The sequence below is a fragment of the Phenylobacterium sp. genome (assembly GCF_031984885.1).
In the GTDB taxonomy this organism is placed as follows: domain Bacteria; phylum Pseudomonadota; class Alphaproteobacteria; order Caulobacterales; family Caulobacteraceae; genus Phenylobacterium.
Genome location: NZ_DAMABV010000001.1, coordinates 135,365 through 161,606 on the forward strand (window position 1 = coordinate 135,365; position 26,242 = coordinate 161,606).

The 26,242-nt window shown below is 70.5% G+C and carries 27 protein-coding genes; 13 read left to right on the forward strand and 14 right to left on the reverse strand.

Annotated elements, in window-relative coordinates:
* Positions 1-76: 76 nt before the first annotated feature.
* Complete coding sequence (gene hisN, locus RTL41_RS00720) at positions 77-898, forward strand: histidinol-phosphatase (RefSeq protein ID WP_312160333.1); 822 nt, start codon at positions 77-79, stop codon at positions 896-898.
* Here hisN and RTL41_RS00725 read toward each other — a convergent pair whose 3' ends face one another.
* The 3 genes from RTL41_RS00725 to RTL41_RS00735 form a co-directional block, all read right to left on the reverse strand.
* A complete protein-coding gene (locus RTL41_RS00725; RefSeq protein WP_312160335.1) occupies positions 899-2,344 on the reverse strand; it encodes an alpha/beta hydrolase in 1,446 nt (481 codons plus the stop codon).
* Between the two features lie 2 nt (positions 2,345-2,346).
* Positions 2,347-2,655: an SCP2 sterol-binding domain-containing protein gene (locus RTL41_RS00730; RefSeq protein ID WP_312160338.1), complete on the reverse strand. Its 309-nt coding sequence runs from the start codon at positions 2,653-2,655 to the stop codon at positions 2,347-2,349.
* A gap of 101 nt (positions 2,656-2,756) precedes the next feature.
* A complete protein-coding gene (locus RTL41_RS00735; protein ID WP_312160339.1) occupies positions 2,757-3,212 on the reverse strand; it encodes a DUF3617 family protein in 456 nt (151 codons plus the stop codon).
* Positions 3,213-3,370: 158 nt separating this feature from the next.
* Between RTL41_RS00735 and RTL41_RS00740 the strand changes: the two genes are divergently transcribed.
* Entirely contained in the window at positions 3,371-3,982 is a 612-nt protein-coding gene (locus tag RTL41_RS00740; protein ID WP_312160341.1) for an MSMEG_1061 family FMN-dependent PPOX-type flavoprotein, read from the forward strand.
* 46 nt (positions 3,983-4,028) lie between these two features.
* On the opposite strand, the gene RTL41_RS00745 is transcribed toward RTL41_RS00740, so the two are convergent.
* Positions 4,029-4,916: a methyltransferase gene (locus RTL41_RS00745; RefSeq protein ID WP_312160343.1), complete on the reverse strand. Its 888-nt coding sequence runs from the start codon at positions 4,914-4,916 to the stop codon at positions 4,029-4,031.
* A gap of 68 nt (positions 4,917-4,984) precedes the next feature.
* Positions 4,985-5,824 (reverse strand): methyltransferase, encoded by an 840-nt coding sequence (locus RTL41_RS00750; RefSeq protein WP_312160345.1) that lies wholly within the window; start codon positions 5,822-5,824, stop codon positions 4,985-4,987.
* Positions 5,825-6,086: 262 nt separating this feature from the next.
* On the opposite strand from RTL41_RS00750, the gene RTL41_RS00755 reads away from it, so the two are divergent.
* The gene (locus tag RTL41_RS00755) at positions 6,087-6,542 is read left to right on the forward strand and encodes an Hsp20 family protein (RefSeq protein WP_312160347.1); all 456 of its coding nucleotides are present in this window, start codon (positions 6,087-6,089) and stop codon (positions 6,540-6,542) included.
* Between the two features lie 120 nt (positions 6,543-6,662).
* Here the strand turns inward: RTL41_RS00755 and RTL41_RS00760 are convergent, their stop codons facing one another.
* The 4 genes from RTL41_RS00760 to gpmA form a co-directional block, all read right to left on the reverse strand.
* Positions 6,663-7,430 carry a crotonase/enoyl-CoA hydratase family protein gene (locus RTL41_RS00760; protein WP_312160349.1) on the reverse strand — a complete coding sequence of 256 codons (768 nt, stop codon included), beginning with the start codon at positions 7,428-7,430 and terminating at the stop codon, positions 6,663-6,665.
* Between the two features lie 66 nt (positions 7,431-7,496).
* Positions 7,497-8,756 (reverse strand): pentapeptide repeat-containing protein, encoded by a 1,260-nt coding sequence (locus RTL41_RS00765; protein WP_312160351.1) that lies wholly within the window; start codon positions 8,754-8,756, stop codon positions 7,497-7,499.
* Between the two features lie 81 nt (positions 8,757-8,837).
* Entirely contained in the window at positions 8,838-9,281 is a 444-nt protein-coding gene (locus tag RTL41_RS00770; RefSeq protein WP_312160353.1) for a bifunctional diaminohydroxyphosphoribosylaminopyrimidine deaminase/5-amino-6-(5-phosphoribosylamino)uracil reductase RibD, read from the reverse strand.
* Positions 9,278-9,991, reverse strand: a complete 714-nt coding sequence (gene gpmA / locus RTL41_RS00775) for a 2,3-diphosphoglycerate-dependent phosphoglycerate mutase (protein ID WP_312160355.1) — start codon at positions 9,989-9,991, stop codon at positions 9,278-9,280. Before gpmA ends, RTL41_RS00770 begins: the two co-directional genes overlap by 4 nt.
* 101 nt (positions 9,992-10,092) lie before the next feature.
* On the opposite strand from gpmA, the gene RTL41_RS00780 reads away from it, so the two are divergent.
* The 7 genes from RTL41_RS00780 (at position 10,093) to RTL41_RS00810 (ending at position 17,380) form a co-directional block, all read left to right on the forward strand.
* Complete coding sequence (locus RTL41_RS00780; protein ID WP_312160357.1) at positions 10,093-10,338, forward strand: hypothetical protein; 246 nt, start codon at positions 10,093-10,095, stop codon at positions 10,336-10,338.
* A 14-nt stretch (positions 10,339-10,352) separates the two neighbouring features.
* Positions 10,353-11,315 (forward strand): KpsF/GutQ family sugar-phosphate isomerase, encoded by a 963-nt coding sequence (locus RTL41_RS00785; RefSeq protein ID WP_312160359.1) that lies wholly within the window; start codon positions 10,353-10,355, stop codon positions 11,313-11,315.
* A 94-nt stretch (positions 11,316-11,409) separates the two neighbouring features.
* The gene (locus RTL41_RS00790; RefSeq protein ID WP_312160361.1) at positions 11,410-12,909 is read left to right on the forward strand and encodes a phosphomannomutase/phosphoglucomutase; all 1,500 of its coding nucleotides are present in this window, start codon (positions 11,410-11,412) and stop codon (positions 12,907-12,909) included.
* A 123-nt stretch (positions 12,910-13,032) separates the two neighbouring features.
* Complete coding sequence (locus RTL41_RS00795) at positions 13,033-14,337, forward strand: UDP-glucose/GDP-mannose dehydrogenase family protein (RefSeq protein WP_312160363.1); 1,305 nt, start codon at positions 13,033-13,035, stop codon at positions 14,335-14,337.
* A 427-nt stretch (positions 14,338-14,764) separates the two neighbouring features.
* Entirely contained in the window at positions 14,765-15,442 is a 678-nt protein-coding gene (locus RTL41_RS00800) for a DUF969 domain-containing protein (protein WP_312160365.1), read from the forward strand.
* Positions 15,439-16,389 carry a DUF979 domain-containing protein gene (locus tag RTL41_RS00805; protein ID WP_312160367.1) on the forward strand — a complete coding sequence of 317 codons (951 nt, stop codon included), beginning with the start codon at positions 15,439-15,441 and terminating at the stop codon, positions 16,387-16,389. The genes RTL41_RS00800 and RTL41_RS00805 overlap by 4 nt, the downstream gene beginning before the upstream one ends.
* The gene (locus RTL41_RS00810) at positions 16,367-17,380 is read left to right on the forward strand and encodes a DUF2891 domain-containing protein (RefSeq protein ID WP_312160369.1); all 1,014 of its coding nucleotides are present in this window, start codon (positions 16,367-16,369) and stop codon (positions 17,378-17,380) included. Before RTL41_RS00805 ends, RTL41_RS00810 begins: the two co-directional genes overlap by 23 nt.
* 149 nt (positions 17,381-17,529) lie before the next feature.
* On the opposite strand, the gene RTL41_RS00815 is transcribed toward RTL41_RS00810, so the two are convergent.
* A complete protein-coding gene (locus tag RTL41_RS00815) occupies positions 17,530-18,543 on the reverse strand; it encodes an adenosine deaminase (RefSeq protein ID WP_312160371.1) in 1,014 nt (337 codons plus the stop codon).
* The gene (glmM, locus tag RTL41_RS00820) at positions 18,540-19,892 is read right to left on the reverse strand and encodes a phosphoglucosamine mutase (protein ID WP_312160373.1); all 1,353 of its coding nucleotides are present in this window, start codon (positions 19,890-19,892) and stop codon (positions 18,540-18,542) included. The genes RTL41_RS00815 and glmM overlap by 4 nt, the downstream gene beginning before the upstream one ends.
* A 111-nt stretch (positions 19,893-20,003) precedes the next feature.
* On the opposite strand from glmM, the gene glmS reads away from it, so the two are divergent.
* Positions 20,004-21,821 (forward strand): glutamine--fructose-6-phosphate transaminase (isomerizing), encoded by a 1,818-nt coding sequence (glmS, locus tag RTL41_RS00825; protein WP_312160375.1) that lies wholly within the window; start codon positions 20,004-20,006, stop codon positions 21,819-21,821.
* A 4-nt stretch (positions 21,822-21,825) separates the two neighbouring features.
* On the opposite strand, the gene RTL41_RS00830 is transcribed toward glmS, so the two are convergent.
* On the reverse strand, positions 21,826-22,095 hold the full coding sequence (locus RTL41_RS00830; RefSeq protein WP_312160377.1) for a hypothetical protein: 270 nt from the start codon (positions 22,093-22,095) through the stop codon (positions 21,826-21,828).
* 288 nt (positions 22,096-22,383) lie between these two features.
* On the opposite strand from RTL41_RS00830, the gene RTL41_RS00835 reads away from it, so the two are divergent.
* Together RTL41_RS00835 and RTL41_RS00840 are read left to right on the forward strand one after the other, a co-directional pair.
* Complete coding sequence (locus tag RTL41_RS00835) at positions 22,384-23,253, forward strand: UTP--glucose-1-phosphate uridylyltransferase (protein ID WP_312160379.1); 870 nt, start codon at positions 22,384-22,386, stop codon at positions 23,251-23,253.
* A 9-nt stretch (positions 23,254-23,262) separates the two neighbouring features.
* Positions 23,263-24,129, forward strand: a complete 867-nt coding sequence (locus tag RTL41_RS00840; RefSeq protein WP_312160380.1) for an SDR family NAD(P)-dependent oxidoreductase — start codon at positions 23,263-23,265, stop codon at positions 24,127-24,129.
* 24 nt (positions 24,130-24,153) lie between these two features.
* Here the strand turns inward: RTL41_RS00840 and chrA are convergent, their stop codons facing one another.
* The gene (gene chrA / locus RTL41_RS00845) at positions 24,154-25,488 is read right to left on the reverse strand and encodes a chromate efflux transporter (RefSeq protein WP_312161339.1); all 1,335 of its coding nucleotides are present in this window, start codon (positions 25,486-25,488) and stop codon (positions 24,154-24,156) included.
* A complete protein-coding gene (locus tag RTL41_RS00850) occupies positions 25,485-26,231 on the reverse strand; it encodes an alpha/beta hydrolase (RefSeq protein ID WP_312160382.1) in 747 nt (248 codons plus the stop codon). Before RTL41_RS00850 ends, chrA begins: the two co-directional genes overlap by 4 nt.
* Positions 26,232-26,242: the final 11 nt, after the last annotated feature.

Here is a 26,242-nt window from a genome sequence, read left to right on the forward strand (position 1 = left end):
TTGCGCCCGACCTTGCGTTTCCCCCTTCTCCTCAGGGGGATTTCGCGGACGCCGGCGGCAGGGTAAAGCGGGAGCCATGCCCGCCTCCGACCTTGCCGCCGGCCGTCTGGCCGAACTCGACGCCTTCCTGATCGAGCTGAACGCCGCCGCAGGGCGCGTCACCCTGCCCTACTACCGGGCCGACCACGGCCTGGAGGACAAGGGCGGCGCACGCGGCTTCGACCCCGTCACCGCCGCCGACAAGGGCGCGGAGGCGGCCATCCGCGAGCTGATCGCCGAGCGCTATCCCGAGCATGGGGTGATCGGCGAGGAATATGGCGAGGACCGCCCGGACGCCGAGTTCGTCTGGGTGCTGGATCCCGTCGACGGCACCCGCGCCTTCATCGCCGGCCTGCCGCTGTGGACCACGCTGATCGGCCTGCGCCACCAGGGCCGCCCGGTCCTGGGCTCCATCGGACAACCCTATCTGGACGAGGTGTTCATCGGCCATGCCGGCGGCTCGCGGCTGATCGCGCGGGGCCAGACCACGCCGCTGAAGGTCCGCCCCTGTCCCAAGCTGACCGACGCGATCATCGCCACCACCGACCCGGAGGGCTGTTTCGACGGGGCCGAGCTGGGCGCCTGGACCCAGGTGCGCGCCGCCGCCCGCCTGGCGCGGCTCGGCTGCGACGCCTACGCCTACGCCATGGTGGCGATGGGCAGGATGGACATGGTCATCGAGGCGGGCCTGAAGTCCTGGGACATCGAATCCGCCATCCCCCTGATCGAGGGCGCCGGCGGGCTGGTCACCGACTGGCGCGGCCAGCCGGTGGGCCAGAACGGCGGCCAGGTCGCCATCGCCGGCGACCGGGCCTGCCTGGACGAGGCCCTGGTCGCGCTGAAGCGATCGGCGAAATAGCTACTTCTTCGCCGGCGCCGTCTTGGCGGCGGCCGGCTTCTTCGCAGCCGCGGTCTTCGGGGCGGCGGCCTTAGAGGTGGCGGCCTTGGGCGCAGCGGGCGCCTTGGCGGCCGCCGGCTTGGCCGCAGCCTTCGCCGGGGCGGCTTTCGCGGCAGGCTTGGCGGCGCTCTTGGCCGGAGCGGCCTTCGCTACGGCGGGCTTGGCCGCCTTCGGCGCGGCGGCGGGCTTGGCGGCGGCGGTCTTGGCGGGCGCCTTGGCCGGAGCCGCGGCCTTCGGCTTTGCGGCGGGTTTGGCGGCGGCCTTGGGCTTGGCGGCGGCCTTCGGCGCGGCGGGCTTCCTGGCGGGGGGCGCAACCGCCGCGGCCGGCGCGGGCTCGGGGGCCTTCGGCGCGGGCGCGGGCTCCGGAGCGGGGGCCGGCTTGGCTTCGGCGACGGGCGCGGGCGCCGCGGCGGCGACCGGCTGGGGCGCGGGCTCCGCAGGCTTGGCCGCGGCAGGGACCGCCGGCGCGGGCGCCGACTTGCCGAGCAAGGCGTCCAACGCACGCAGGAAGATGTTCCGCATAGTGTCCGTCTCCATCAGAATTTCGTGGTACGCGCCGGCGACGCTGACGAACTCGCCCTGGGGCAGGTTCCTCGCGGCGGCGCGCTGCGCAGAGTTGTCGACGAGTCGGTCTTGTTCAGCCGAGACGATGACGACCGGAATCGTCACGTTTTTCAAGTTTTCCGGGCGGGACAGATAGCGCGTGGCGCTCAGGGCGAAGTCGATCCAGCCCCAGGTCGGACCGGCGAGATCCAGTTTCGGCTCGGCCCGGACCTGCGCCCTGGCCCGCTCGTAGCGCGCGCGGTCGTGGGTGAGGATGTTGGTCTCGAAGGTCTCGGCGGGGCCGGGCGGCCGCGCCATGGCGCCGGCGCGTCCCAGCAGGACGTTCAGCCCCGCCATCAGCCGTGCGGCCGGCAGCGGCGTCTTGCCGAGCTGCAGGCCCAGCATCGGGGCGCAGAGGGCCGCCCCGGCGAAACGGCGCGCCTCGCCGCGGGCCAGGGCCAGCAGCGTCAGGCAACCGCCCATCGAGTGGCCGATGGCGAACCAGGGCTTGGGCAGCCGCGCCTCGTAGGCGGCGAGCAGGGCGCGGTAGTCGGTGAGGAACGCCTCGTAGCCGCGGGCGTGCCCGGCCAGCGGGTCGGCGAGCTCGCGGTGCGACAGGCCCTGGCCGCGCCAGTCGTGCGCCAGCACCACGAAGCCGCGCGAGGTCAGGTCCTCGATGACCTCGAAGTATTTCTCGATCGGCTCGGTGCGCCCGCCGCTGAGCACGATCGAACCGCGCACCGGCCCGCGGGCCGGAAACAGCGCCGCGCGCAGCCGGGCCTTGCCCGCGCCCTCGAACCAGGCCGCTTCGCCGCCGGCGGGGACCGGCGCGCCCGGGATGGCGAGGAGGGGCGCCGGCGTCATGCTCATCCCAGTTTGGCGAACAGGGCTTGCATCTGCGGCTGCAAGGCCATGGCCAGGCCCATGTCGGAGACCTTCAGCCGGCCGGTGATGACCGCGGTCATCGGATTGAGCTCGCCCGCGCCCAGAGCCTTGAGGTCCTTGCGGCTGATCGAGACGGTCAGGTCGGCGGGCTTGTCGTCGTTGGTGACGCTGGCGCCGTCGATATGGATGAAGCCCTCGCCGCGCAGGTCGACCTTGAACGACCTGCCAAGGCCGGCGTCCTCGCCCACCGCGGCGGCCACGCGTTCGGTCAGTTCCTGAAGGGTGGTCATGTGCGCCGTCTCACATCGTCGTGAGGCGGCAGCTTCGCCTCAAGCGCGAGCCAAGTAAACGGCTCAGCTAGGGTTTGAGCGGCGATTTCGTCGCAGCGTGGTTAAGAGCCCGCCGCCTCGGCAGGCGCCGCCACAGGACAGGTCTCGCTGATGCGCTTGGCGGTGGTGACGGCGTTGGCGCTGAGCGGCACCCCGGCATAGGTGGTGCTGATCTTCGCGTTCATCGTGAAGGTGGTCGGCGAATAGGTCCCGGTGGCCTCGATCGCCGCCTTGCTGCCGTTCTTGGTGGCGCAGTCGCCCTTCAGGCGGATCTTGCCGTCCTTGAAGACCCGGGTGGGGTAGTCGCACTTGTAGTGGCGGTTCGAGGGGCCCATCACGAACTTCGAGACCTCGGCCGGGGTGATGCAGCGCTTCTCGCTCTTGGACTGGCTGATGATGGCCGAGACCTTGTTCGTCACGTCCCAGTAGCCGGGCAGGATGGTCTGCTCCTGCGCTGCGGCGGGCGCGGCCAGCAGCAGGCCGGCGGGGATCAGGGCGAGCAGGACGTTGCGGAGCATGGTTGGCCTTTAGCGCATCAGGTACGAACCAGACTAGCAGGTTGGAGCTGACTGCAACCTGACAGGGCCAGGCCCGGCGCCGTTCATCTTGGGATGACAGGCCGCCCTTTCAAGCGCATGTTTGCGAACAACTCTCAACAAGAACGGGGAGCGAGCGCATGAAGACCCTCGATCTGGCGGCCATCGACGAGCTCTATCGCCCGCCCGGCAAGCTGGTCCTCGACAAGGTGCTGGACCATGTCGAGAAGAACGGCCGCGCGTTCATCGGCCTCTCGCCCTTCTGCGTGGTCAGTTCCGCCGGCCCGGACGGCGCGATCGACGTCTCGCCGCGCGGCGGCGGGCCCGGCTTCGTGCATGTCAGCGATGACGGCAAGACCCTCTACCTGCCCGATCGCCCCGGCAACAACCGGCTGGACACGATCCGCAACCTGCTGTCGGGCCCCGGGCGGATCGGCCTGATGTTCATGATCCCCGGCTTCGACGACGTGTTCCGCGTCAACGGCCGCGCCAGCGCCACCGCCGCCCCCGACCTGCTGGCCCAGTTCGTCGAGTTCGGGAAGACGCCGCGGCTGGTCCTGATGGTCGCGGTGGAGGAGGCGTTCCTGCACTGTCCGAAGGCGATCATGCGCGGCCGGTTGTGGGAACCCGAGGCGCAGGTGGACCGCAGCGCCCTGCCCTCCGGCGCCGAGATGATCTTCGAGCAGCTCAACCTGGGCAAGACGCCCGTGCCCGACGAACAGATCATCGCCGGCTACAAGGAACAGCTCTGATAGTCGGGCGTGGAGGCCGGTTGCGGCGTGCCTTGCCCTGAAGGCGCTAGGCGGCGGGCTTGACCAGCCGCAGGGTCATCCGGTCGCTCTCGCCGATGGCGTCGTACTTCGTGCGATCGAAGCTGGGATCGGCCGGCTCGCCGCGCGGCGCGGTCAGGCGGACCGGCGGCAGGGTCCACACCCCGAACGGATGGTCGCGGGTGTCGGCCGGATTGGCGTTGATCTCGCTGGTCTTGTCGAGGACGAAGCCCGCCTCCTGGGCCAGCCGCACGGCGTAGGCTTCCTGGACATAGCCGCTGGCGGCCAGCACGTCCTGCACCCCGCCCGGGGCGGCGCGATGCTCCTCGACGCCCAGCACGCCGCCCGGCTTCAGGGCCGCGAAGGCGTCGCGGAAGGCCTTTTCGGCGATGCCCGCCGCCATCCAGTTGTGCAGGTTGCGCAGGAACAGCACCAGGTCGGCGCCGCCCGCCGGGGCCACCGGGCCGCTGGTCGGGCCGAAGGCGGTGACCTGGACGTCGCCGTAGATCTTCGGGCGAGCCTTCAGGCGGGCGCGATAGGCCTCGACGATCTCGGCCGAGGCCGGGTCGCTGGGCTCCAGGTCGGCGGCGATCAGCCTGCCCTTGTTGGCCGCCAGGTAGGGAGCCAGGATGTCGGTGTACCAGCCGGCGCCGGGCCAGAACTCGACCACGGTCTGGCCGGGCTTCAGGCCCCAGAACTCCAGGGTCTCGACCGGATGGCGCCAGGGGTCGCGGGCCTTGTCGGCGGCCGAGCGCCACTCGCCGGCGACGGCGTCCTGGAGGGTCATGTTCCGCGCCGCCTTGGCCGGCGGGGGCTCGGCCTCGCCCTTCCGGCCGCAGGCGGCCAGGGCGAGCGCGCCGATCAGGGCGCCTCGCCGCGAGAAGGAAGCCGCCGAAACCGGAAGAATACGCCGCATGGAAATCTCGAAGTCGCCATCGTCCCGTGCCCGCTTACCTGACCCGGGACGATGGTCAAAGCGTGGCCCTACGGTTTCACGAACCGCAGGGTCATCCGATCGCTCTCGCCGATGGCGTCGTACTTGGCGCGATCGAAGCTGGGATCGGGCTTGTCGGCGGCCGGCGAGCGGCGGACCGGCGGCAGGGTCCAGACGCCGAAGGGATGGTCCTTGGTGTCCTTGGGGTTCGCGTTGATCTCGGACCTGGCGTCCAGCTTGAAGCCGGCCTTCTCGGCGGCGGCGATCACGAAGTCGGTGGCGACGTAGCCGTCCGAGGCGCCGGGGACCTGGTCGCGGGTCGGGTCGGAGCGATGCTCCTCCACCGCCAGCACGCCGCCCGGCTTCAGCACCGCGTGGAAGTCGTTGAACACCTTGTCGACCATGCCCGGCTGGCCCATCCAGTTGTGGACGTTGCGGGCGGTGATCACGACGTCGGCCGAGCCGGGCGCGCCGAGCGGGCCCGAGACCGGGCCGAAGCCGACATAGGTGATGGCTCCGAACTTATCCTGGTCGGCGTACTTGGCCTCGAAGTCCGCACGGCCCTTGCGCGCGCCCTCCGAGAGCTGGGGGTTCTGCAGGTCGGCGACGCCGGCGACATAGGTCCCGCCCGTGGCCTTGGCGTAGGGCGCCAGGATCTCGGTCCAGTAGCCGGAGCCGGGCGAGATCTCGATGACCGTCTGCTGGGGCTTCACGCCCCAGAACCCAAGGCTCTCATAGGGGTGGCGGGCGGCGTCGCGGGCGACGTGGTCGGCGCCGCGCTGGGGACCGGCGATGGCGGCCTTCAACGCCGCGTCTTCCGCCGCGGCGGCGGGTTGGGCGAGCACGGCGAGCGCCGCGGCGGCGGCGAGCGCAAACATTCGGGGGGACATCTGTGTCGTGCCTTCTGGTTGTTTCCTGGACGCGGCGGAGCCTAGAGGCGCACGCGGCGGTGGCAACCCGGCTTCAGCATTCATCGAGGGCGCGTCGCACGAATGTTGCGCGGCATGGGGCTTGAACCGGGCAAATCGCCTCCCACCTAGACAATCGAAGGCGCTGGGCATCCGGGCCTTCCGGACACAGGGCGAGGCCGCTTTCAGGCTCGCGTGCAGTCCGACCCACGCAACCTTGCTTAAGCCAAGAAGGTCCTTTCACATGCGTACCATCGACTTCTCCCCGCTCTATCGCTCCGTCGTCGGGTTCGATCGCCTGGCCTCGCTGCTGGAAACCGCCAGCGTCGACGCCGCGGCCGGCTATCCGCCCTACAACATCGAGCGCACCGACGAGAACGCCTACCGCGTCGAGATCGCGGTCGCCGGCTTCCGTCCGGAAGAACTGAACATCGAGGTCAAGGAAAACCTCCTGACCGTCCAGGGCCGCAAGGCCGCCAACGACGACCAGCGCCGGTTCCTCCACCGCGGCCTGGCCGAGCGCAACTTCGAGCGCCGGTTCCAGCTCGCCGACTACGTGGTGGTGACCGAGGCGAAGCTCGCCGACGGCCTGCTCTCGATCTCGCTGAAGCGCGAGCTCCCCGAGGCCCTGAAGCCCCGCACGATCGAGATTTCGACAGGGGCCGAAACCAACCTGATCGAAGGCGAGAAGGCCGCCTAACCCTCCCCCCAGAGGCGGCCCTCCAGCCCTCCCCGGGGCGGCGCAGCGACCTGCGCCGCCCCGCTTCCCCTCCCAGACTTCGCGAGGGCGGCTCCGCAAGGCGCCGCCCTTCTTTTTTGCTCAGAACGCGCCGTGGCGGCCCTGGCCGGAAGCGAAGCGGCTGGCGCCGTCGCGGGCCTCGCCGCTGGCCAGGGTGGCGCGGCCCAGCTCGACCTCGAAGCGGGCGGCGCTCTCCCAGTCCATCGACCACTGGGCGATCGCCGAGGCGCGGTCGTTGCGCAGGCAGAGCTGGGGGAAGGCCGAGATCTGCGCCGCCAGCTCCAGGGCCGCGTCCAGGGCCTGGCCCTTGGGCGCCAGCCGGTTGGCCAGGCCGATCTGGAAGGCCTCCTGGGCGCTCACCGGCCGGCCGGTCAGGATCAGGTCCATGGCCCGCGAATGGCCGATCAGCCGCGGCAGCCGCACGGTGCCCAGGTCGATCAGCGGCACCCCGAAGCGGCGGCAGAACACCCCGAACACCGCGTCCTCGGCGGCGACGCGCAGGTCGCACCAGGCCGCGACCTCCAGCCCGCCGGCGACGGCGTGGCCCTCGATCGCGGCGATCACCGGCTTGGAGAGCGCCAGGCGGGTGCAGCCCATCGGTCCGAGATCGCCGTCCCGATGCACGGGATTGCCCCGCCCCTCGCTGACGCCTTTGAGGTCGGCGCCGGCGCAGAACGCCCCGCCGCGCCCCTGCAGGACGGCGGCGTCCAGGGCGGCGTCGGCGTCGAAGGCCTTGAAGGCGTCGTAGAGCGCCTGGGCCGTCGCGCCATCGACGGCGTTGCGGCGCTCAGGGCGCTCGATGGTGACGATGGCGGTCCGCGCACGGACCTCGACGCTGACGGTTTCCATGATCGCGGGCCTCCTGATCCGAAGGCCGCACGATAGGCGATTGCCCGGGCGTCAGCCCACGCGCGGTCAGATCACGTCTTCGAGGCCGCGCGCGCCCCATCGCTGGGCGTTGGTCAGGTTGGCGGTCCGCACCATGGCGCTGGTGAAGTTGGCGCGGCTGAGGTCGGCCTCGACGAAGATCGCGTGGCGGCAGTCGGCCCGCGCCAGGTCGGCGTTCTTCAGCGTCGCCCCGGTCAGGTTGCACGGCAAGGTGCGGTCGGCGCCCAGCAGCAGCGGCCCCATCTGGGCGTCGCGCAGGTCCGCGCCCGACAGCTTGGCCCCGATCAGCCGCGCGCCCCGCAGGTCGGCGCGGCGCAGGTTGCAGTTGCGCAGGTCCGCCCCGTCGAGCTGGGCGCCCTGGAGCTGCACGCCCTCCATGTCGAGGCCGTAGAACACCGCCCCCTTGGCCGACAGCGCAGTCAGGTTGAAGCCGCGGATGGTCTCCAGCGCCCGCAGGTCGGCGTTGTCGAACACGCTGGGGGTGCCTTCGGCGCCGCCGGTCTCGCACCACTTGGCGTGGTCGCGGATCATGGTCTTGTAGGGCAGGTCCTGCACCGACTTGCCGACCGGATCGTCGGTCAGCACGCCGCGCATGTCGGCCTGGGAGACGTTCCAGGCGAAGGTCTTGGCGCCCACCAGGATCACGTCGCGCATATCGGCGCCGGCCAGGTCGGCGCCCGAGAGGTCGCAGCCGGCCATGTTGGCGCCGGACATGTTGGCCTGCTTGAGGTTGGCCCGCACCAGCTTGGCGTCCTTCAGGATCGCGTCGCTGAAGTCGGCCTTGATGGCCATGACGCCCGACAGCCGCGAGCGCTCCAGGTTGGCGCCGGCCAGGATCGCGCCGGAGGCCTCGCCCACGCGGTTGATGTGCTCGAGCACGCGCAGGCCCTTGTCGCGGTCGCCGACGGCGATCGAGCCTTCGCGCAGGTCGGCCTCGAAGAGGTCGGCGCCCGTCAGGTTGGCGCCGCGCAGGCAGGCGCCGCGCAGGTCGGCCCGGCGCATCGAGGCGTCGGTCAGGTTGGCGTTCTGCAGGTCGGCGCCGAACAGGTTGGCGTGGTCGAGACGCACGCCCTGCATCTGGCAGTCGGCGAGCACGGCGCCGGTCAGGTCGGCGTCGCAAAGGTTCTTGCCGCGCAGGTCCAGTCCCGAGAGATCCTTCCAGGCGAACACGGCGCGGGCGCCGCCCGGCTTGGAGGTCCAGAGGCGGTCGTGCTTGGCGCAGACGGCGTCGAGCTCGTGCTGGTCGAGCTTGCGCAACTCCTGTGCTGGAGCGGTCTGGGCGGACATCGGAAACCCCACTGACTTTCAGCCGGGGATCCTAGGCCAGCGTAATTAACACGCTCTTTCCGCGGCTTAGCCTGGCCATGGTTAATTTTGCGGCGGGGCGTAGTTTTCGTAGAGGCCGGCGGCCTCATCGGCGAGGACCCCCAGGCGCACGGGAATCCCCGCCGCCCGCAGCCGTTCGGCCCCTTGTCCCGAGGCGTAGGGCGAGGCGTCCTCGCAGGCGATCACCACCTCGGCGACGCCGGCGCTCGCCAGCCGCTGGGAGCAGGAGGCCGCGCCCGACGACCTGGCGCCGCACGGTTCCAGCGTCACATAGGCGACGGCGCCGCGGGCGTTTTCGCCGGCCTTATCAATGGCCTGCTCCTCGGCATGCGGGCGGCCGCCCTGGGCGGTGACGCCCTCGCCGACCACCACGCCGTCCTTGACCAGCACGCATCCGACGCTGGGATTGGCGCCGGTCAGGCCGACATGGGCCTGCGCCAGGGCGATGGCGCGGCGCATGTGCTGGCGGTCGGCCTGCGTCGTCATGCCGTCTGCGGCAGGGCGGTGGCGCGGGCCTCGTCGAGATAGCGGGCGGACACCGGCTTAAGGTTAGCGTCGAGCTCGATCAGCAGCGGATTCCCGGTCGGGATTTCCACGCCGATGACACCCTCGTCGGACAGGCCGAACAGCAGCTTCACAATCGCGCGTAGAGAGTTTCCGTGCGCCGCAACCAGCAGGGTCTCCCCGGCCTTCAGGTGCGGGGCGATCTCGGCGTCCCAGTAGGGCTGAACGCGGTCGAGCGTGGTCTTCAGGCTCTCGGTGTCGGGCAGGACGGCGCCGGCGTAGCGGCGGTCCTTGGAGAAGTCGAACTCCCCGCCGGGCGCCAGCGGCGGCGGCGGCACGTCATAGGACCGGCGCCACACCTTGACCTGCTCCTCGCCGTGCTGGGCGGCGGTCTGCGTCTTGTTGAGGCCGGTGAGGCCGCCATAGTGGCGCTCGTTCAGCCGCCAGTCCTTGGTCTCCGGCACGAAGACCTGGCCGGCCGCGGTCAGGGCCAGCCAAAGGGTGCGGATCGCGCGGGTCAGGACCGAGGTGTAGGCGCGGTCGATCTGCAGGCCGGCGGCCTTGATCAGTTCGCCGCCCTTGCGCGCCTGGGCCTCGCCCTCGGCGGTCAGGTCGACGTCCACCCAGCCGGTGAAGCGGTCTTCGAGGTTCCATTGGCTCTGGCCGTGGCGAAGAAGGATCAGGGTGGGCAAGGCGCGCGCTCCATCTGCGGAATGCCTGCGGGCTAAGGCCCGGCGCCCCCAGCGTCAAGGTCCGCTGGCCCCTGAGGGCGGCGCTGGCTATATGAGCGTGCATGTCCGATCGTCTGTTCTTCCCCCTGGCCGCGGCCCTGGCGCTCGCCATGGTGGCCTTGGCCGCCGTCTGGCCCCAGGGCCTGGGCGCACGCTCGCCGGGCCCGTTCGGCCACGTCCCGGTCCAGCAGACCGCCCAGGCGCAGGCCGCCATGAAGCGCGAGACGGAAGCCTCCGAGCAGCGGCTGAAGGCCGCGCGCGAAGCGGTCGCCGACATCCAGACCCAGAGGCTCAGCCCCGCCAAATGACGGACCCCGCCCAGATGACAGATTTCGACGCCGTCGCCGTGGGACGCCGGGTGCTGAGCGCCGAGGCCGAGGCCCTGCGCCTGCAGGCCGACGCCCTGGGGCCCGCGTTCGTCAAGGCGGTGGACCTGCTCTACGCCGCCAAGGGCCGGGTGATCTGCACCGGCATCGGCAAGTCGGGCCATGTGGCCAAGAAGATCGCGGCCACCTTCGCCTCCACCGGCGCGCCGGCCTTCTTCGTCCACGCCAACGAGGCCAGCCACGGCGACCTGGGCATGATCGCCGAGGGCGACGTGATCCTGGCGCTGTCGAAATCGGGCCAGAACCAGGAGCTGGCCGACGTCATCGCCTATTCGCGGCGCTTCCACATTCCGCTGATCGCCCTGACCGCCTTCGCCGACAGCCCGCTGGGCCAGGCGGCCGACGTCGCGCTGCTGCTGGCCGACACCACCGAGGTGACCTCCGAGGTCAAGGCGCCGACCACCTCGACCACCCTGCAGATCGCCCTGGGCGACGCCCTGGCCGTCTCGCTGCTGGAACGCCGCGGGTTCAGCGCCAAGGACTTCAAGATCTTCCACCCCGGCGGCAAGCTGGGCGCGATGCTGCGCACGGTCGGCGACCTGATGCACGGCAAGGACGAGCTGCCGCTGGTGGCCCAGGACACGCCGATGTCGGAAGCCCTGCTGATCATGACCGAAAAGGCCTTCGGCATCATCGGCGTGACCGACGAGAGCGGCGCGCTGAAGGGCGTGATCACCGACGGCGACCTGCGCCGCCACCTGGACGGCCTGCTGACCCATACGGCCGGCGAGGTGATGACGCCCGGCCCGAAGAAGACCGCCCCGCCGCAGATGCTGGCCGCCGAGGCCCTGGCTCTGATGAGCGACCCGCTGCCGATGGTCACCGTCCTGTTCGTGGTCGAGAACGGCCGGCCGGTGGGCATCCTGCGGGTTCACGACCTGGTCCGCGCCGGGGTCTGAACGATCGTCACGAAACGGCCGCCCGAGGTTCGCGTTGGCATGGTCTTAAGGTCTCGCGGCCTTTAAGAGCCACAAAAGAGATAACGGAGTTACGATGCTGCCCGTCCCGCGCGCCGATCTCACGCCCAATACATTTGAATACGAAGTCGTCCCGCTGGTTAAGGCGACGGGCTTCCGCGAATACGACGCGCGCTGGCTGTTCGGGCCGGACATCAACCTGCTGGGCGTCGAAGCGCTGGGCCTGGGCCTGGGGACCTACATCCAGGAACTTGGCCAGACCAGGATCGTCGTCGGCCACGACTACCGCTCGTACTCGCTGTCGATCAAGCAGGCCCTGACCGTCGGCCTGGTCGCCGCGGGCTGCGAGGTGGTCGACATCGGCCTGGCGCTGTCGCCGGTCGCCTATTTCGCGCAGTTCGCCCTCGACGCGCCGTGCGTGGCCATGGTCACCGCCAGCCACAACGAGAACGGCTGGACCGGCGTGAAGATGGGCGCCCAGCGGCCGCTGACCTTCGGCCCGGTCGAGATGGGCCGCCTGAAGGAGATCGTGCTGGGCGGCGAGGGCAAGGCGCGGCCGGGCGGGTCGCTGACCCACGTCCAGGGCTTCTCCGAGACCTATATCGCCGACGTCTCCAGCCGGGTTTCGATCAAGCGGCCGCTGAAGGTGATCTGCGCCTGCGGCAACGGCACGGCCGGGGCCTTCGCGCCCGAGGCCCTGCGCCGCATGGGCGTCGAGGTGGTCGAGATGGACTGCGACCTCGACTGGACCTTCCCGCGCTACAACCCGAATCCGGAAGACCATGAGATGCTCATGGAGATGGCCAAGGCCGTCCGCGAGCACGGCGCGGACCTGGCGCTCGGCTTCGACGGCGACGGCGACCGCTGCGGCGTGGTCGACGACACCGGCGAGGAGATCTTCGCCGACAAGATCGGCCTGATGCTGGCGCGCGACCTCTCGGCCCTGCACAAGGACGCCACCTTCGTGGTCGACGTGAAGTCGACGGGCCTGTTCGCCACCGATCCGGTGCTGAAGGCCAACGGCGCCACGACGGTCTACTGGAAGACCGGCCACAGCTACATCAAGCGCAAGACCGCCGAGCTGGGCGCCCTGGCCGGCTTCGAGAAGAGCGGCCACTTCTTCTTCAACGCCCCGCTCGGCAACGGCTACGACTGCGGCCTGACGGCGGCGGCGGCGATCCTGGCCATGCTCGACCGCAATCCCGGCCAGAAGCTCTCCGAGCTCAAGGCCGCCCTGCCCGTCGCCTGGACCTCGCTGACCATGTCGCCGCACTGCGCCGACGAGGAGAAGTACGGCGTCGTCGACGACGTGGTCGCCGAGTACGAGGCCCTGGCCGCCGCGGGCGGGACCATCCTGGGCCGCAGGATCGTCGAGGTGATCACCGTCAACGGCGTGCGGGTGGCGCTGGAGGACGGCTCGTGGGTGCTGGTGCGCGCCTCGTCCAACAAGCCCGAGATCGTGGTGGTGGTCGAAAGCACCCGCTCCGAGGACGACATGCGCGCCCTCTTCCGCGAGGAAGTAAAGCCGCGCCTGGCCAAGCGGCCGCAGATCGGCGTCTATAATCAGGAAGTCTAGCGCCGCGTGGCGCGGCGTTTGCTTGCTCGGAAGACCAATGTTCCGGTCTGGATCAACGCGCGATTGCGGGGGCGCTCGCGGCGTGGTGAAAGGCGGGGCGCGACAGGATCTTAAGGATACTCCATGCACGTCACGATGATCGGCACCGGCTATGTGGGCCTGGTGAGCGGGGCCTGTTTCGCCGATTTCGGCCACACCGTGACCTGCGTCGACAAGGACGCCGGCAAGATCGAGCGCCTGCGCGCCGGGGGCATCCCGATCTATGAGCCGGGCCTGGACGTGCTGGTCGCCCAGAACGTCAAGGCCGGGCGGCTGTTCTTCGACACCGAGGCGGCCGAGGCCGTGAAGAAGGCCGATGCGGTGTTCATCGCCGTGGGCACCCCCTCGCGGCGCGGCGACGGCCATGCCGACCTCTCCTATGTCTACGCCGCGGCCGAGGAGATCGCCGACCTGCTGGACGGCTTCACCGTCATCGTCACCAAGTCGACCGTGCCGGTCGGCACCGGCGACGAGATCGAGCGCATCGTGAAGGCCAGGCGTCCCGACGCCCAGTTCGCCGTGGTCTCGAACCCGGAGTTCCTGCGCGAAGGCGCGGCCATCGAGGACTTCAAGCGCCCCGACCGCGTCGTGGTCGGCATGGAGGACGAACGCGCCCGCCCGGTGATGACCGAGCTCTACCGGCCGCTGTTCCTCAACGAGACGCCGATCCTGTTCACCGGCCGGCGGACCAGCGAGCTGATCAAGTACGCGGCCAACGCCTTCCTGGCGATGAAGATCACCTTCATCAACGAGATCGCCGACCTCTGCGAGGCGGTGGGCGCCGACGTGCAGCACGTCGCCCGCGGCATCGGCCTCGACAAGCGGATCGGCGGCAAGTTCCTGCACGCCGGCCCGGGCTATGGCGGCTCCTGCTTCCCGAAGGACACCCTGGCCCTGGTCCGCACGGCGAGCGACGCCGGCGCGCCGGTGCGGCTGATCGAAACCACCGTCCAGGTGAACGACGCTCGCAAGAAGGCCATGGCGTCCAAGGTCTCCGAGGCCGTGCCCGGCGAGCTGGCCGGCAAGACGGTCGGGGTCCTGGGCCTGACCTTCAAGCCGAACACCGACGACATGCGCGACGCGCCCAGCCTCGACATCATCCCGGCCCTGCAAGCCATGGGCGCGAAGGTCCAGGCCTTCGACCCCGAAGGCGTGCACGAAGCCCGCAACATGCTGCAGGACGTTGTCTTTAAAGAAGATTCCTACGAGGCGGCGGCCGGCGCCGACGCCCTGGTGATCATCACCGAATGGGACCAGTTCCGCGCGCTGGACCTGGACCGCGTGAAGGACGTGATGAGGACGCCGGTGCTGGTCGACCTGCGCAACATCTACCGCCCCGACGACGTGCGCGGACGCGGCTTCAAGTACGCCTCGATCGGCCGCAGCTAGACCTTGGCGGCGTCAGCCCGCCAGCATGTGGATCAGGGTGTTGCCGATCCACAGGGCGCCCGACCAGAAGGCGATGGCGAGGATGGCGACGAAGGCGAGGCAGGCGATCGAGGTCAAACCTCGCGCGGCTCCCCGCGATGCGCCCCCGAAGGCGACGGGTCGTGGCATGTTTCGCTCCCAGACTTTTCGTTTATCCCCACCGGTCGAGCGGTGTGGACATCACAAGGCTGACACGAATTAACCGATCTGCAAAGTCCTGCCGCGGAGCGCGACAAATAGGCGCAAGAACAGACTTGGCCCGGCAGGTGATCTTCACTGTGGATAAGTCGGTCAGCGGCAGCTCTTCCTCCGATTACGCAACGTCCGGACGTCGCTAGAGTTCACTGTTCCGCGCGACAAGGCGGCGGAGCCGGGGGACCTGCAAGCTATGCTTCCGCTCGTCGGCATTCTCTTGGTCGTGGTCGGGTTCACGGCTCGGCTCAATCCCTTGCTGGTGGTTACGCTCGCGGCGCTGGTCACGGGCCTGGCCGGCGGCATGGGACCGGTCGAGGTCGTCGAGACCTTCGGCAAGGCCTTCAAGGAAAACCGTTACGTCTCAGTGGTCTGGGTGGTGCTGCCGGTCATCGGCCTGCTGGAGCGCGCGGGCCTGCAGGAACGCGCCAAGACCCTGATCGGCCAGGTGAAGGCGGCCACCACGGGGCGGCTGCTGCTGCTCTACTTCATCCTGCGCCAGGCGACCGCGGCGCTGGGCCTGACCTCGCTGGGCGGCCATGCGCAGATGGTGCGGCCGCTGATCGCGCCGATGGCCGAGGCCGCCGCCGAGACCCGCCATGGCCCGATCTCCGACGACACCCGCCAGACGATCCGCGCCCATACCGCGGCGGCCGACAACATCGCGCTGTTCTTCGGCGAGGACATCTTCATCGCCATCGCCTCCATCCTGCTGATCAAGGGCTTCCTCGAGCAGAACGGGATCATCGTCGAGCCCTTGCAGCTCTCGGTCTGGGCGATCCCGACGGCGGCCGTCGCGCTGCTGGTCCACGGGGCGCGGCTGATGCTGCTGGACCGCCGGCTGGCCCGCACCCTGGCGGAGGCCGCCGCATGATCGGGCTGGAGGTCCTCTATGTGATCGGCGGGGCGTTCTTCGCCGCCGTCGCGGTGCTGAGCGCGCGCGACGCCAGCAACCCCAGGCGCTGGAAGAACACCGCCTTCTGGGGCCTGTTCGCGGTGAGCTTCCTGTTCGGATCGCACCTGCCCGACTTGGCCAACGGCCTGGTGGTCATCGCCATGGTCGCGGTGGCCGGGTTCGGCGGGCTGGGCCGCGGCGAGCCCCTGACCACCAGCCTGGCCGAGCGCGCCGAGAGCGCGGCGCGGCTGGGAAACCGCCTGTTCCTGCCGGCCCTGGCGATCCCGGCGACCGCCCTGGCCGGGACCTTCCTCTTCAAGCGCCCGGAACTGGCGGGCCTGGTCGATCCCAAGCAGGCGACGCTGGTCTCGCTGATCCTCGGGGTGCTCGTCGCCCTGGCCATCGCCATGCCGATGCTGCGCGCCAGGCCCGCAATCCCTTTGCAGGAAGGCCGCCGTCTGCTGGACACGGTCGGCTGGGCGGCGGTGCTGCCGCAGATGCTGGCGGCGCTGGGCGCGGTGTTCGCCGCCGCGGGAGTCGGCGTGGCGATCGGCCAACTGGCCGGCCAGTGGCTGCCGGACGGGAGCCGGCTGGCGGCGGTGGCGGCCTATACTTTCGGCATGGCGATCTTCACGATGATCATGGGCAACGCCTTCGCGGCCTTCCCGGTGATGACCGCGGGAATCGGATTACCGCTTGTCGTTCAAAGGTTTGGCGGCGACCCGGCGATCATGGGCGCGATCGGGATGCTCTCCGGCTTCTGCGGGACGCTGATGACGCCGATGGCCGCCAACTTCAACATCGTCCCGGCGGCGCTGCTGGAGCTGAAGGACCGCAACGGGGTGATCCGCGCCCAGGTCCCGACCGCCCTGCTGCTGCTGGCGGCCAACACGGCGCTGATGTATGTCCTCGTCTTCCGTTTCTGAGCTGAATCAAGAGCTTGGCGAGAAATTCGCGCGGCTGGCCCTGGGCCATGTGCGGCGGCCCTACCCGTTCAAGCTGGACCAGGTGCTGGCCGGGGACGAGGACGTACTGGCGCCGCGCGTGCTGCACCCGATCTTCCACGGCAGCTTCGACTGGCACTCCTGCGTGCACGGCTACTGGCTGCTGGCCAGGCTCTATCGGCGCCTGCCGATAATACCTGCCGCTGACGAAATCCTCAGCCTGTTCAACGAGATGCTGACCCCCGACAAGGTCGCCGGCGAGCTCGCCTACCTGCGGCGGCCGACCAGCGCCGGGTTCGAGCGACCCTATGGATGGGCCTGGCTGCTGATGCTGAGCGCCGAACTGGAGCGCCATGAGGGCCGGCCGTGGGCCGCCGACCTGCGCCCGCTGACCCACGCCTTCGCCGACCGGTTCAAGGCCTTCCTGCCCAAGGCGACCTATCCGATCCGCACCGGAACCCATTCCAGCACAGCCTTTGCGCTCACCCTGGCCCACGAATACGCCGGCCAGGTCGGGGACCACGACCTGGCCCGGCTGGTCGAGGCGACGGCCCGCGGCTGGTACCTCGGCGACGCCGACGCCAACGCCTGGGAGCCGAGCGGCGACGACTTCCTGTCGCCGACCCTGATGGAGGCCGAATGCCTGCGCCGGATGCTGCCATCGGCAGATTTTCGGGCCTGGTTCTCCAGGTTCCTGCCGAACGCCGCCGAGCGCCGGCCGGCGACCCTGTTCACCCCCGCCACGGTCAGCGACCGCAGCGACGGCAAGATCGCCCATCTGGACGGATTGAACCTCAGCCGCGCGTGGTGCTGGAGGTCGATCTCCAAGTCGCTGGCCCTGACCGACCCGGCCCGGCGCGTGGCGCAGGCCGCGGCCGACGCGCACCTGGCGGCGGGGCTGGCGCATGTGGCCGGGGACTATATGGGCGAGCACTGGCTGGCGACCTTCGCGCTGCTGGCGCTGGAGGCGTAGCTTCTCGTGTCATCCCGGAAAGCCCGGAGGGCTTGTCCGGGATCCATTCGCGCCGCGCCGGTCGGGGTGGCGAGGCCGCGCCGCATCCGGACGATCGGGTGTTCATGGGTCCCGGTCTTGCTTCGCAAACCGGGATGACGCTGGGGGAGCTAGTCGGCCGCCACGTAGGCGTCGATCTGGGCCAGGTGGCGGGCGATTTCGTCGGGGGCGAGGAAGGAGCCGGTGAAGCTGTTGCGGGCCAGGGTCGCCAGCTCGTCGCGGGAGAGATCGAGGGCCTGGGCGGTCTCGATCCAGTTCCGGGCCAGATAGCCGCCGAAATAGGCCGGATCGTCGGAATTGATCGTGGCGCGCAGGCCAAGGCCCAGCATCCGCTTGAGCGGATGGGCGGCCAGGTCGCCGACGACGCAGAGCTTGAGGTTGGACAGCGGGCAGACCGTCAGGGTCATGCCCTCGCGGACCAGGCGCTCGGTGAGGGCGTCGTCCTCCAGGGCGCGGTTGCCGTGGTCGATGCGGTCGACCTCCAGCAGGTCGAGGGCCTGGTAGACATAGTCGGGCGGCCCCTCCTCGCCGGCATGGGCGACGACCTTGAGGCCGAGCTTGCGGGCGGCGGCGAAGACGCGGGCGAACTTGGCCGGCGGATGGCCGACCTCGGAGGAATCGAGCCCGACCCCGGCGATGCGGTCGAGCCAGGGCTGCGCCTGCTCCAGGGTCGCGAAGGCCGCGTCTTCGGGCAGGTGACGCAGGAAGCAGAGGATCAGCTTGGAGGTCACCCCCAGGGTCTGCTCGGCCTCGTCCATGCCCGCCAGCAGCCCCTCGATCACCACGGCGAACGGCACGCCGCGGTCGGTGTGGGTCTGGGGATCGAAGAAGATCTCGGCATGGCGCGCGCCGTCGGCGGCGACGCGGCGGAAATAGGCCGTGGCCAGGTCGTGGAAGTCGGCCCGGGTCAGCAGGACCTGGGCGCCCTGGTAGTAGATGTCGAGGAAGTCCTGGAGGTTGGAGAAGGCGTAGGCGGCGCGCACCGCCTCCACGTCGGCGAAGGGCAGCTTCACGCCGTTGCGCCGGGCGAACTCGAACATCTGCTCGGGCTCCAGGCTGCCCTCGATGTGCAGGTGGAGCTCGGCCTTGGGCAGGCCGCGGATGAAGGCGGCGAGGTCGCTCACGCCGCCGCCTTCTTCACCGCGCCGACGATGTCCTTGACGACCTCGCTGACCAGCTTCTCGTCGTCGCCCTCGGCCATGACCCGGATCAGCGGTTCGGTGCCGGAGGCGCGGACCACGATGCGGCCGGCGCCGTTCAGGCGCTGCTCGGCGTCGGCGATGACGCCCTTGACGTGGGCGGTCTCCAGCGGCTTGCCGCCGGCGAAACGGACGTTCTCGAGGATCTGGGGGACGGGGTCGAACTGGCGGGCCAGCTCGCTCATCGGCTTGTCGGCGTCCTTGAGCACCGCCAGCACCTGCAGGGCGGCCAGCAGGCCGTCGCCCGTGGTCGAGAAGTCGGACATGATCATGTGGCCGGACTGTTCGCCGCCGAGGTTGAAGCCGCCCTCGCGCATGCGGGCCATCACGTAGCGGTCGCCGACCCTGGTGCGTTCCAGCTTGAGGTCGCGGGCGGCCAGGAAGCGCTCCAGGCCGAGGTTCGACATCACCGTGGCGACCACGCCGCCGCCGCTGAGGCGGTCGCGCTTGGCCCAGTAGTCGGCGATCAGGGCCATGATCTGGTCGCCGTCGACCACGTGGCCCTTCTCGTCGCAGATGATCAGGCGGTCGGCGTCGCCGTCCAGCGCCACCCCGATGTCGGCGCGGAACTCCTTCACGGCGCGGGACACCGCCTCCGGATGGGTCGAGCCGCAGTCCTCGTTGATGTTGGTGCCGTCGGGGCTGACCCCGATCTTGATGACCTCGGCGCCCAGTTCGTAGAGCACCACGGGGGCGACCTTGTAGGCGGCGCCGTTGGCGCAATCGATGACGATGCGCAGGCCCGAGAGCGACAGCCGGCGCGGGAAGGTCGCCTTGGCGATCTCGACATAGCGGGCCTGGCTGTCGTCGACGCGGGCGACGCGGCCGAGCTCGGTCGGCGGGGCGAGGCCGTCGGCCAGGCCCTGGCTCATCAGCGCCTCGATCTCCAGCTCGCGGTCGTCGGAGAGCTTGTAGCCGTCGGGGCCGAACAGCTTGATGCCGTTGTCGGTATAGGGGTTGTGCGAGGCCGAGATCATCACCCCGAGGTCGGCGCGCAGCGAGCGGGTCATCATGGCCACGCCCGGGGTCGGCATCGGGCCGAGCAGGCGCACGTCCATGCCGACGCTGGCGAAGCCCGCCACCAGGGCCGGTTCGACCATGTAGCCGGACAGGCGGGTGTCCTTGCCGATCACCACCAGGTGGCGGCGCTCGTCCTGGGACTTGAACAGCTTGGCGGCAGCCAGGCCGACGCGCAGGGCGACCTCGGCGGTCATCGGGTGGCTGTTGGCCTGACCGCGGATACCGTCGGTGCCGAAATAGGCGCGCTTGGACATTCGTGTTCCCGAAACGATGCGAAACTCAGATTTAGTCGACGCCGCGTTTGCGAATGCTAAAGGCGACACAGGATTATCACGCCTTCGGGCGGCAAAAGGAACTAGGGCGGCATGTGCGGCATCATCGGCATCGTCGGCGACACCCAGGTCCAGGACCGGTTGCTCGACAGTCTCAAGCGCCTGGAATACCGCGGCTATGACAGCGCCGGCGTCGCCGGGCTGGTCGGCGGCAAGGTCGAGCGCCGGCGCGCCAAGGGCAAGATCCGCGCGCTGGAGGACGTGCTGGCCGCCGATCCGCTGAACGCCAGCGTCGGCATCGGCCACACCCGCTGGGCGACGCACGGCGCGCCGTCAGAACGAAACGCCCACCCGCACACCGCCGGCAAGGTGACCCTGGTCCACAACGGCATCATCGAGAACTTCGCCGAGCTGCGCCGCGAGCTGGAGGCCGCCGGCCGGACGTTCGAGAGCGACACCGACACCGAGGTCATCGCCCAACTGCTGGATTCCGAACTGGCCACCGGCCTGGAGCCGCTGGCGGCGCTGAAGGCCACCCTGGACCGGCTGACCGGGGCCTATGCGATCGGGGTGCTGATCGAGGGCGAGGGCGACCTGGTGATGGGCGCGCGCCGCGGCAGCCCGCTGGTGGTCGGCTATGGCGAGGGCGAGATGTTCATCGGCTCGGACGCCCTGGCGGTCGGCCCGTTCACCAACAGGATCGCCTATCTGGAAGAGGGCGACTATGTCGCCATCGACCACAAGGGCGCGCGCATCTTCGATGAGACCGGCCGGCCGGTGGAGCGCAAGACGCGGGTCGTCTCGGCCTCGGCCGCCCTGGTCGAGAAGGGCAACTACCGGCACTTCATGGAAAAGGAGATCCATGACCAGCCGGACGCCGTGCAGCGCACGCTGTCGGCCTATATCGACCCGGTGTCGGGCACGGCCAGCGCGCCCGACGGCGTCGACTTCGCCAAGATCGACCGCCTGCAGATCGTCGCCTGCGGCACGGCCTATTACGCCGGGCTGATCAGCCGCTACCTGTTCGAGCGGCTGGCGCGGCTGCCGGTCGACATCGACGTCGCCTCGGAGTTCCGCTACCGCGAGCCGCCGGTCTCGCCCGGGACCCTGGCGGTGATGGTCTCGCAGTCGGGGGAGACCGCCGACACCCTGGCCTCGCTGCGCTGGTGCAAGAGCCAGGGATTGAAGACCGCCGCGGTGGTCAACGTGCACGAATCGACCATGGCGCGGGAAGCCGACGTGCTGTTCCCCACCCATGCGGGGCCGGAGATCGGCGTCGCCTCGACCAAGGCCTTCACCGCCCAGGTCACCGCCCTGGCGGCGCTGGCGGTGGCGGCGGCGGCGGCGCGCGGCCACATCGATGCGGCCGAGGAGGCGCGGCTGTCGAAGCTGCTGCTGGAGGCGCCGCGGCTGATCGCCGAATCCCTCAAGGCCGAGGAGGCGATCCGCGCCCTGGCGCCGGAGCTGGCCAAGGCCCGGGACGTGCTCTATTTCGGCCGCGGGGCGATGTCGGCCCTGGCCCTGGAAGGGGCGCTGAAGCTCAAGGAAATCAGCTATATCCACGCCGAGGGCTATGCCGCCGGCGAGCTGAAGCACGGGCCGATCGCACTGATCGACGAGGCCACCCCGGTCATCGTCATCGCCCCGAGCGACAGCCTCTTCGAAAAGACCATGTCGAACATGAGCGAGGTGATGGCGCGGGGCGGCCCCATCCTGCTGATCACCGACGCCGAGGGGGCCGCGCGGGCGCCCAAGGGCGTCAAGGTCATCGTGGCCCCGACCTGCGATCCGCTGATCGCGCCGCTGGTGTTCTCCGCTCCCATCCAACTGCTGGCCTATTACGTGGCCGTCCAGAAGGGCGCCGATGTCGACCAGCCGCGCAACCTGGCCAAGTCGGTGACCGTCGAGTAGCGGCCTACTTGGCCGGCGGGGTTGCGGGGGGAACGTCCACCAGCGGCGGGGTTGCGGCCATCGAGCCCGTCGCCGGCGGGGTCGCCGTCATCGCGTCGGCGGGCGGGGTCGCCGCCATGCTGTCGACCGGCAGGGTCGTCGTCGTGTCCTCGGGCGGGGCGATGACGGCGGTGTCGGCGGCGGGAGTCGCCTCCTCCGCCTTCTGGCCGCAGGCGGCCAGGCTCAAGGCCAGCATCGAGGCCGCGGCCAGCGCGGTATAGGTGCGAAGTTTCATGGAAAGCCCTTCATTCGAACTAGGGGTGGCGCTGCGTGAACCGTTCACGGCCTCGTGAGTTCCGGCCGGCCGGCCACGAAACGGAGCGCAATTGTCGCACCCGGCGTAAGCTGGAGCGGATTCGGGATTGGCGGGCCGCTTAGCTTTGAGGCAACCCAATCCGTTGAAAAGAGCTGTGCAACGATGCGAGCGTGACGGAACCGGACGTCCAGTTTCGGGGCGTCACGCCGCGGCGTTGAATTTCGAACATCCCGTCATCTGGTCGGGGATCGTACGGGAGGGGCTTGCATGACCAAACGTGTGCGCAAGGCGGTGCTGCCGGTGGCGGGGCTGGGAACGCGGGTGCTGCCCGTGGCGCGGGCGACGCCGAAGAACCTGCTGAACGTGTTCGACCGCCCGATCCTGTCCTATGTGGTCGAGGAGGCGCGCGCCGCCGGCATCGAGCATTTCGTGTTCATCACCAGCCGCGGCCAGGGGCCGATCGAGGACTATTTCGACGGCAATCCCGAGATCGAGGGCGCGCTGGAGGCCAAGGGCAAGGACGACGTCCTGGCCGAGGTGCGCCGCGACCTGCTGCCCCCCGGTTCGATGAGCTTCGTGCGCCAGATGGCGCCGCTGGGCCTGGGCCACGCGGTCTGGTGCGCCCGCGACATCATCGGCGAGGAGCCGTTCGCGGTGATCCTGCCCGACATGCTGATGGCGGCGCAGACCCCGGCCCTGGCCCAGGCGGTGGCGGCCTATGAGCAGGTCGGCGGCAACATCGTGGTGGTCGAGCCGGTTCCCGACAGCGAGACCCACAAGTACGGCATCGTCGCGCTGGACGAGCGCGAGGGCCGGCTGAACCGGATGACCGCCATGGTCGAGAAGCCGAAACAGGGGACCGCCCCCTCCAACCTGATCATCTCCGGGCGCTACATCCTGCAGCCCGAGATCTTTCCGCTGCTGGAGCGGCAGGGCAAGGGCGCCGGCGGCGAGATCCAGCTCACCGACTCCATGCTCGAGCTGATGAAGGCCCAGGACTTCCACGCCCTGGAGTACGACGGGACCACCTATGACTGCGGCGACAAGATCGGCCTGCTGCGGGCCAATGTCGCCTTCGCCCTGCAGCGCCCCGAGTTCGCCGACGCCGCCCGCAAGGCGATCGGGGAGCTGCTGTAGGGGCCGGCGGTGCGCCTGTTCATCTACGGCTACGGCTTCGTCGGCCGGGCGCTGGCCCGGCGGATGCGGGCCAGGGGCTGGGAGGTCGGCGCCAGCTATCGCGACGCGGCCGACGCCGGGCCGATGCGCGCGGCGGGGATCGACGCGGTCGCCGCCGACGACAAGGGCGCCATCGCCGAGCGGCTGGCGAACGTGCAGGCGCTGCTGGTGACGCCGCCGCCGGGGGCCGAGGGCTGCCCGGCGCTGCAGGTGCTGGTCCCGGCCCTGGCCAAGGCCGGCGCCTTTCCCGACTGGATCGGCTATCTCTCCACCACCGGGGTCTATGGCGACCGCCGCGGCGGCTGGGCGTTCGAGGACAGCCGCCTGGCCGCGCAGTCGCTGGAAGGCGCGCGGCGGGTGGCGGCCGAGCGCGACTGGCTGGAGGTCGGGCGCGGCATGGGCCTGACCATCACCGTCCACCGGCTGCCGGGGATCTATGGGCCGGGCCGCTCGGCCTTCGATCGCCTGCGCGAGGGGCGGGCCCGACGCTACGACGCGCCGGGGCATGTGGTCGGGCGGGTGCATGTGGACGACGTGGCCGCGGGGCTGGAGGCCTCGATCGCCCGGCCGCGAGCCGGCGGGATCTACAATCTCTGCGACGACGAGCCGGCCGCCAACAGCGAGGTGATCGCCCATGCGGCGGCGCTGTTGGGCCTGCCCGAGCCGCCGCTGGCGCCGCTGGACGTCGACGCCCTGCCGCTCAAGGCGCAGCGGTTCTATCGCGAGAACCGGCGGGTCTCGAACGCGCGGGCCAAGGCCGAGCTGGGCTGGCGGCCGGCCTATCCGACCTATCGCGAGGGGCTGGCGGCGATTTTGGCGGAGACGCGCCAGACTTGAGATGCTCCGCCGCTGGGGGAGGATCTACTGGATCTGGCCCAGCAGCAGGCCGCCAAGGGCGCAGGCGATCAGGGTCGGGGTCAGGCCGAGCCGGAAGCGCAGCATGGCGAGGCCGGCGGCGAGGGCCAGCAGGGCCGGGCGCCAGTCGAAGCTGGCCAGGACCGGCAGGTCGGGGCCAGGGCCGCTGGTCACCTGGCCGAACAGCAGGTGCAGGCCAAACCACAGGGCGAGGTTGGCGATGACGCCGACCACCGCGGCGGTGATGGCGCTGAGCGCGGCGGCGGCGGCGCGGTGGCCGCGCAGGGCCTCGACATAGGGCGCGCCCAGGAAGATCCACAGGAAGCAGGGCGCGAAGGTCACCCAGGTGGTCAGCAGCGCCCCGAGGGTTCCGGCGACCAGCGGGTCGAGGCCGCCGGGGTGGCGGTAGGCGGCCAGGAAGCCGACGAACTGCAGCACCAGGATCAGCGGGCCAGGCGTGGTCTCGGCCAGGCCCAGGCCGTCGGCCATCTCCCCGGGCCGGAGCCAGCCGAAGCCCTCGACGGCGGCCTGGGCGACATAGGAGAGCACGGCGTAGGCGCCGCCGAAGGTGACCACGCCCATGGTCGAGAAGAACCCGGCCAGCCGGGTCCAGACGCTGGTCTCGCCAAGCAGCAGGAAGAGCACGGCCAGCGGGGCCAGCCAGACCGGCAGCCAGACCGCCAGCACCCGCAGGGCGCGGCCGCGCGAGGGCGTCAGGTGCCCCCCCGCCCCCGCCGCCAGGACGGCGTCGACCAGGTCGGGGGCGTCGGGCGCCTCGCCGGCCAGGGCGGGCGGGGCGACCAGGGCCGGCGCGAACCAGCCCAGCAGGCCGGCGGCGAGGATGACCAGCGGGAACGGGACATTGAGCAGGTAGAGCGCCGCGAAGGCCGCCATGGCGATCAGCAGCGCCGCGCGGGTCTTCAGCGCCCGGCGCCCGACGCGCAGCACCGCCTCGACCACGATGGCCAGCACCGCCGACTTGATCCCCAGGAACAGGGCCGCGGCCAGCGGCGTGGCCCCCAGCAGGGCGTAGGCGATGCTGAGCCCCAGCATGACCAGGGCGCCGGGGATGACGAACAGCAGCCCGGCCATCAGGCCCCCGGCGGTGCGGTGCATCAGCCAGCCGACATAGGTGGCGAGTTGCTGCGCCTCGGGCCCGGGCAGCAGCATGCAGTAGTTGAGGGCGTGCAGGAACCGCCGCTCGCCGATCCAGCCGCGCTCCTCGACCAGCACCTTGTGCATCAGGGCGATCTGCCCCGCCGGCCCGCCGAAGCTCAGGGCGCCGATCCGCGCCCAGACCCTGGCCGCCTCCCAGAAGCTGGGGATGGGGGCGGGGCTCAGGCCAGGACCTCGTCCAGGGCGGCCAGCAGGCGCGCCAGATCCTGGGGCCGCGAGAGGCGGTGGTCGCCGTCCTTGATCAGGGTGAAGACCACGTCCTCGCCGCGGATCGCCTGGGCCAGGTCCAGGGCGTGGCGCCAGGGCACGTCGGGATCGGCGCCGCCCTGCAGGATGCGGACCGGCGCGTCGATGTTGACGGGGCCGGGCAGGATCGACCAGCGGGCGCCGTCCTCCAGCAGTTCGCGGGCGATGGGATAGGGCTCGCCGTACTCGGACGGGCGCAGCCAGACGCCGGTGGCGGCCATCTGCGCGCGGTCGGCGGGGGTCATCTCCGGCGCCATCAGCTTTTCGGTGAAGTCGGGAGCGGGCGCGACCAGCACCAGGGCCTTGATCCGCTCGGGAACCGCGCCGGCGGCCAGGCAGGAGATCCAGCCGCCCATGGACGAGCCGACCAGCACGGCCGGCCCCTCGACCAGCTCGTCCAGCACCGCCAGGGCGTCGGCCCGCCAGCGGGTGATGGTTCCCTGCGCGAAGTCGCCCTCGGACTCGCCATGGCCGAAATAGTCGAAGCGGACATAGGCCCGGCCGCGCGCCAGCGCCCAGTCGGCCAGGGCCTGGGCCTTGGTCCCGGCCATGTCCGAGCGGAAGCCGCCCAGCCAGACCACCGTCGGGCCCGCGCCCGCCACGCGCCGCCAGGCCAGCCTGACGCCGCCCGGCCGTTCGAGGAATCCGCTCGTTTCACCCATGGCTGGGTCAT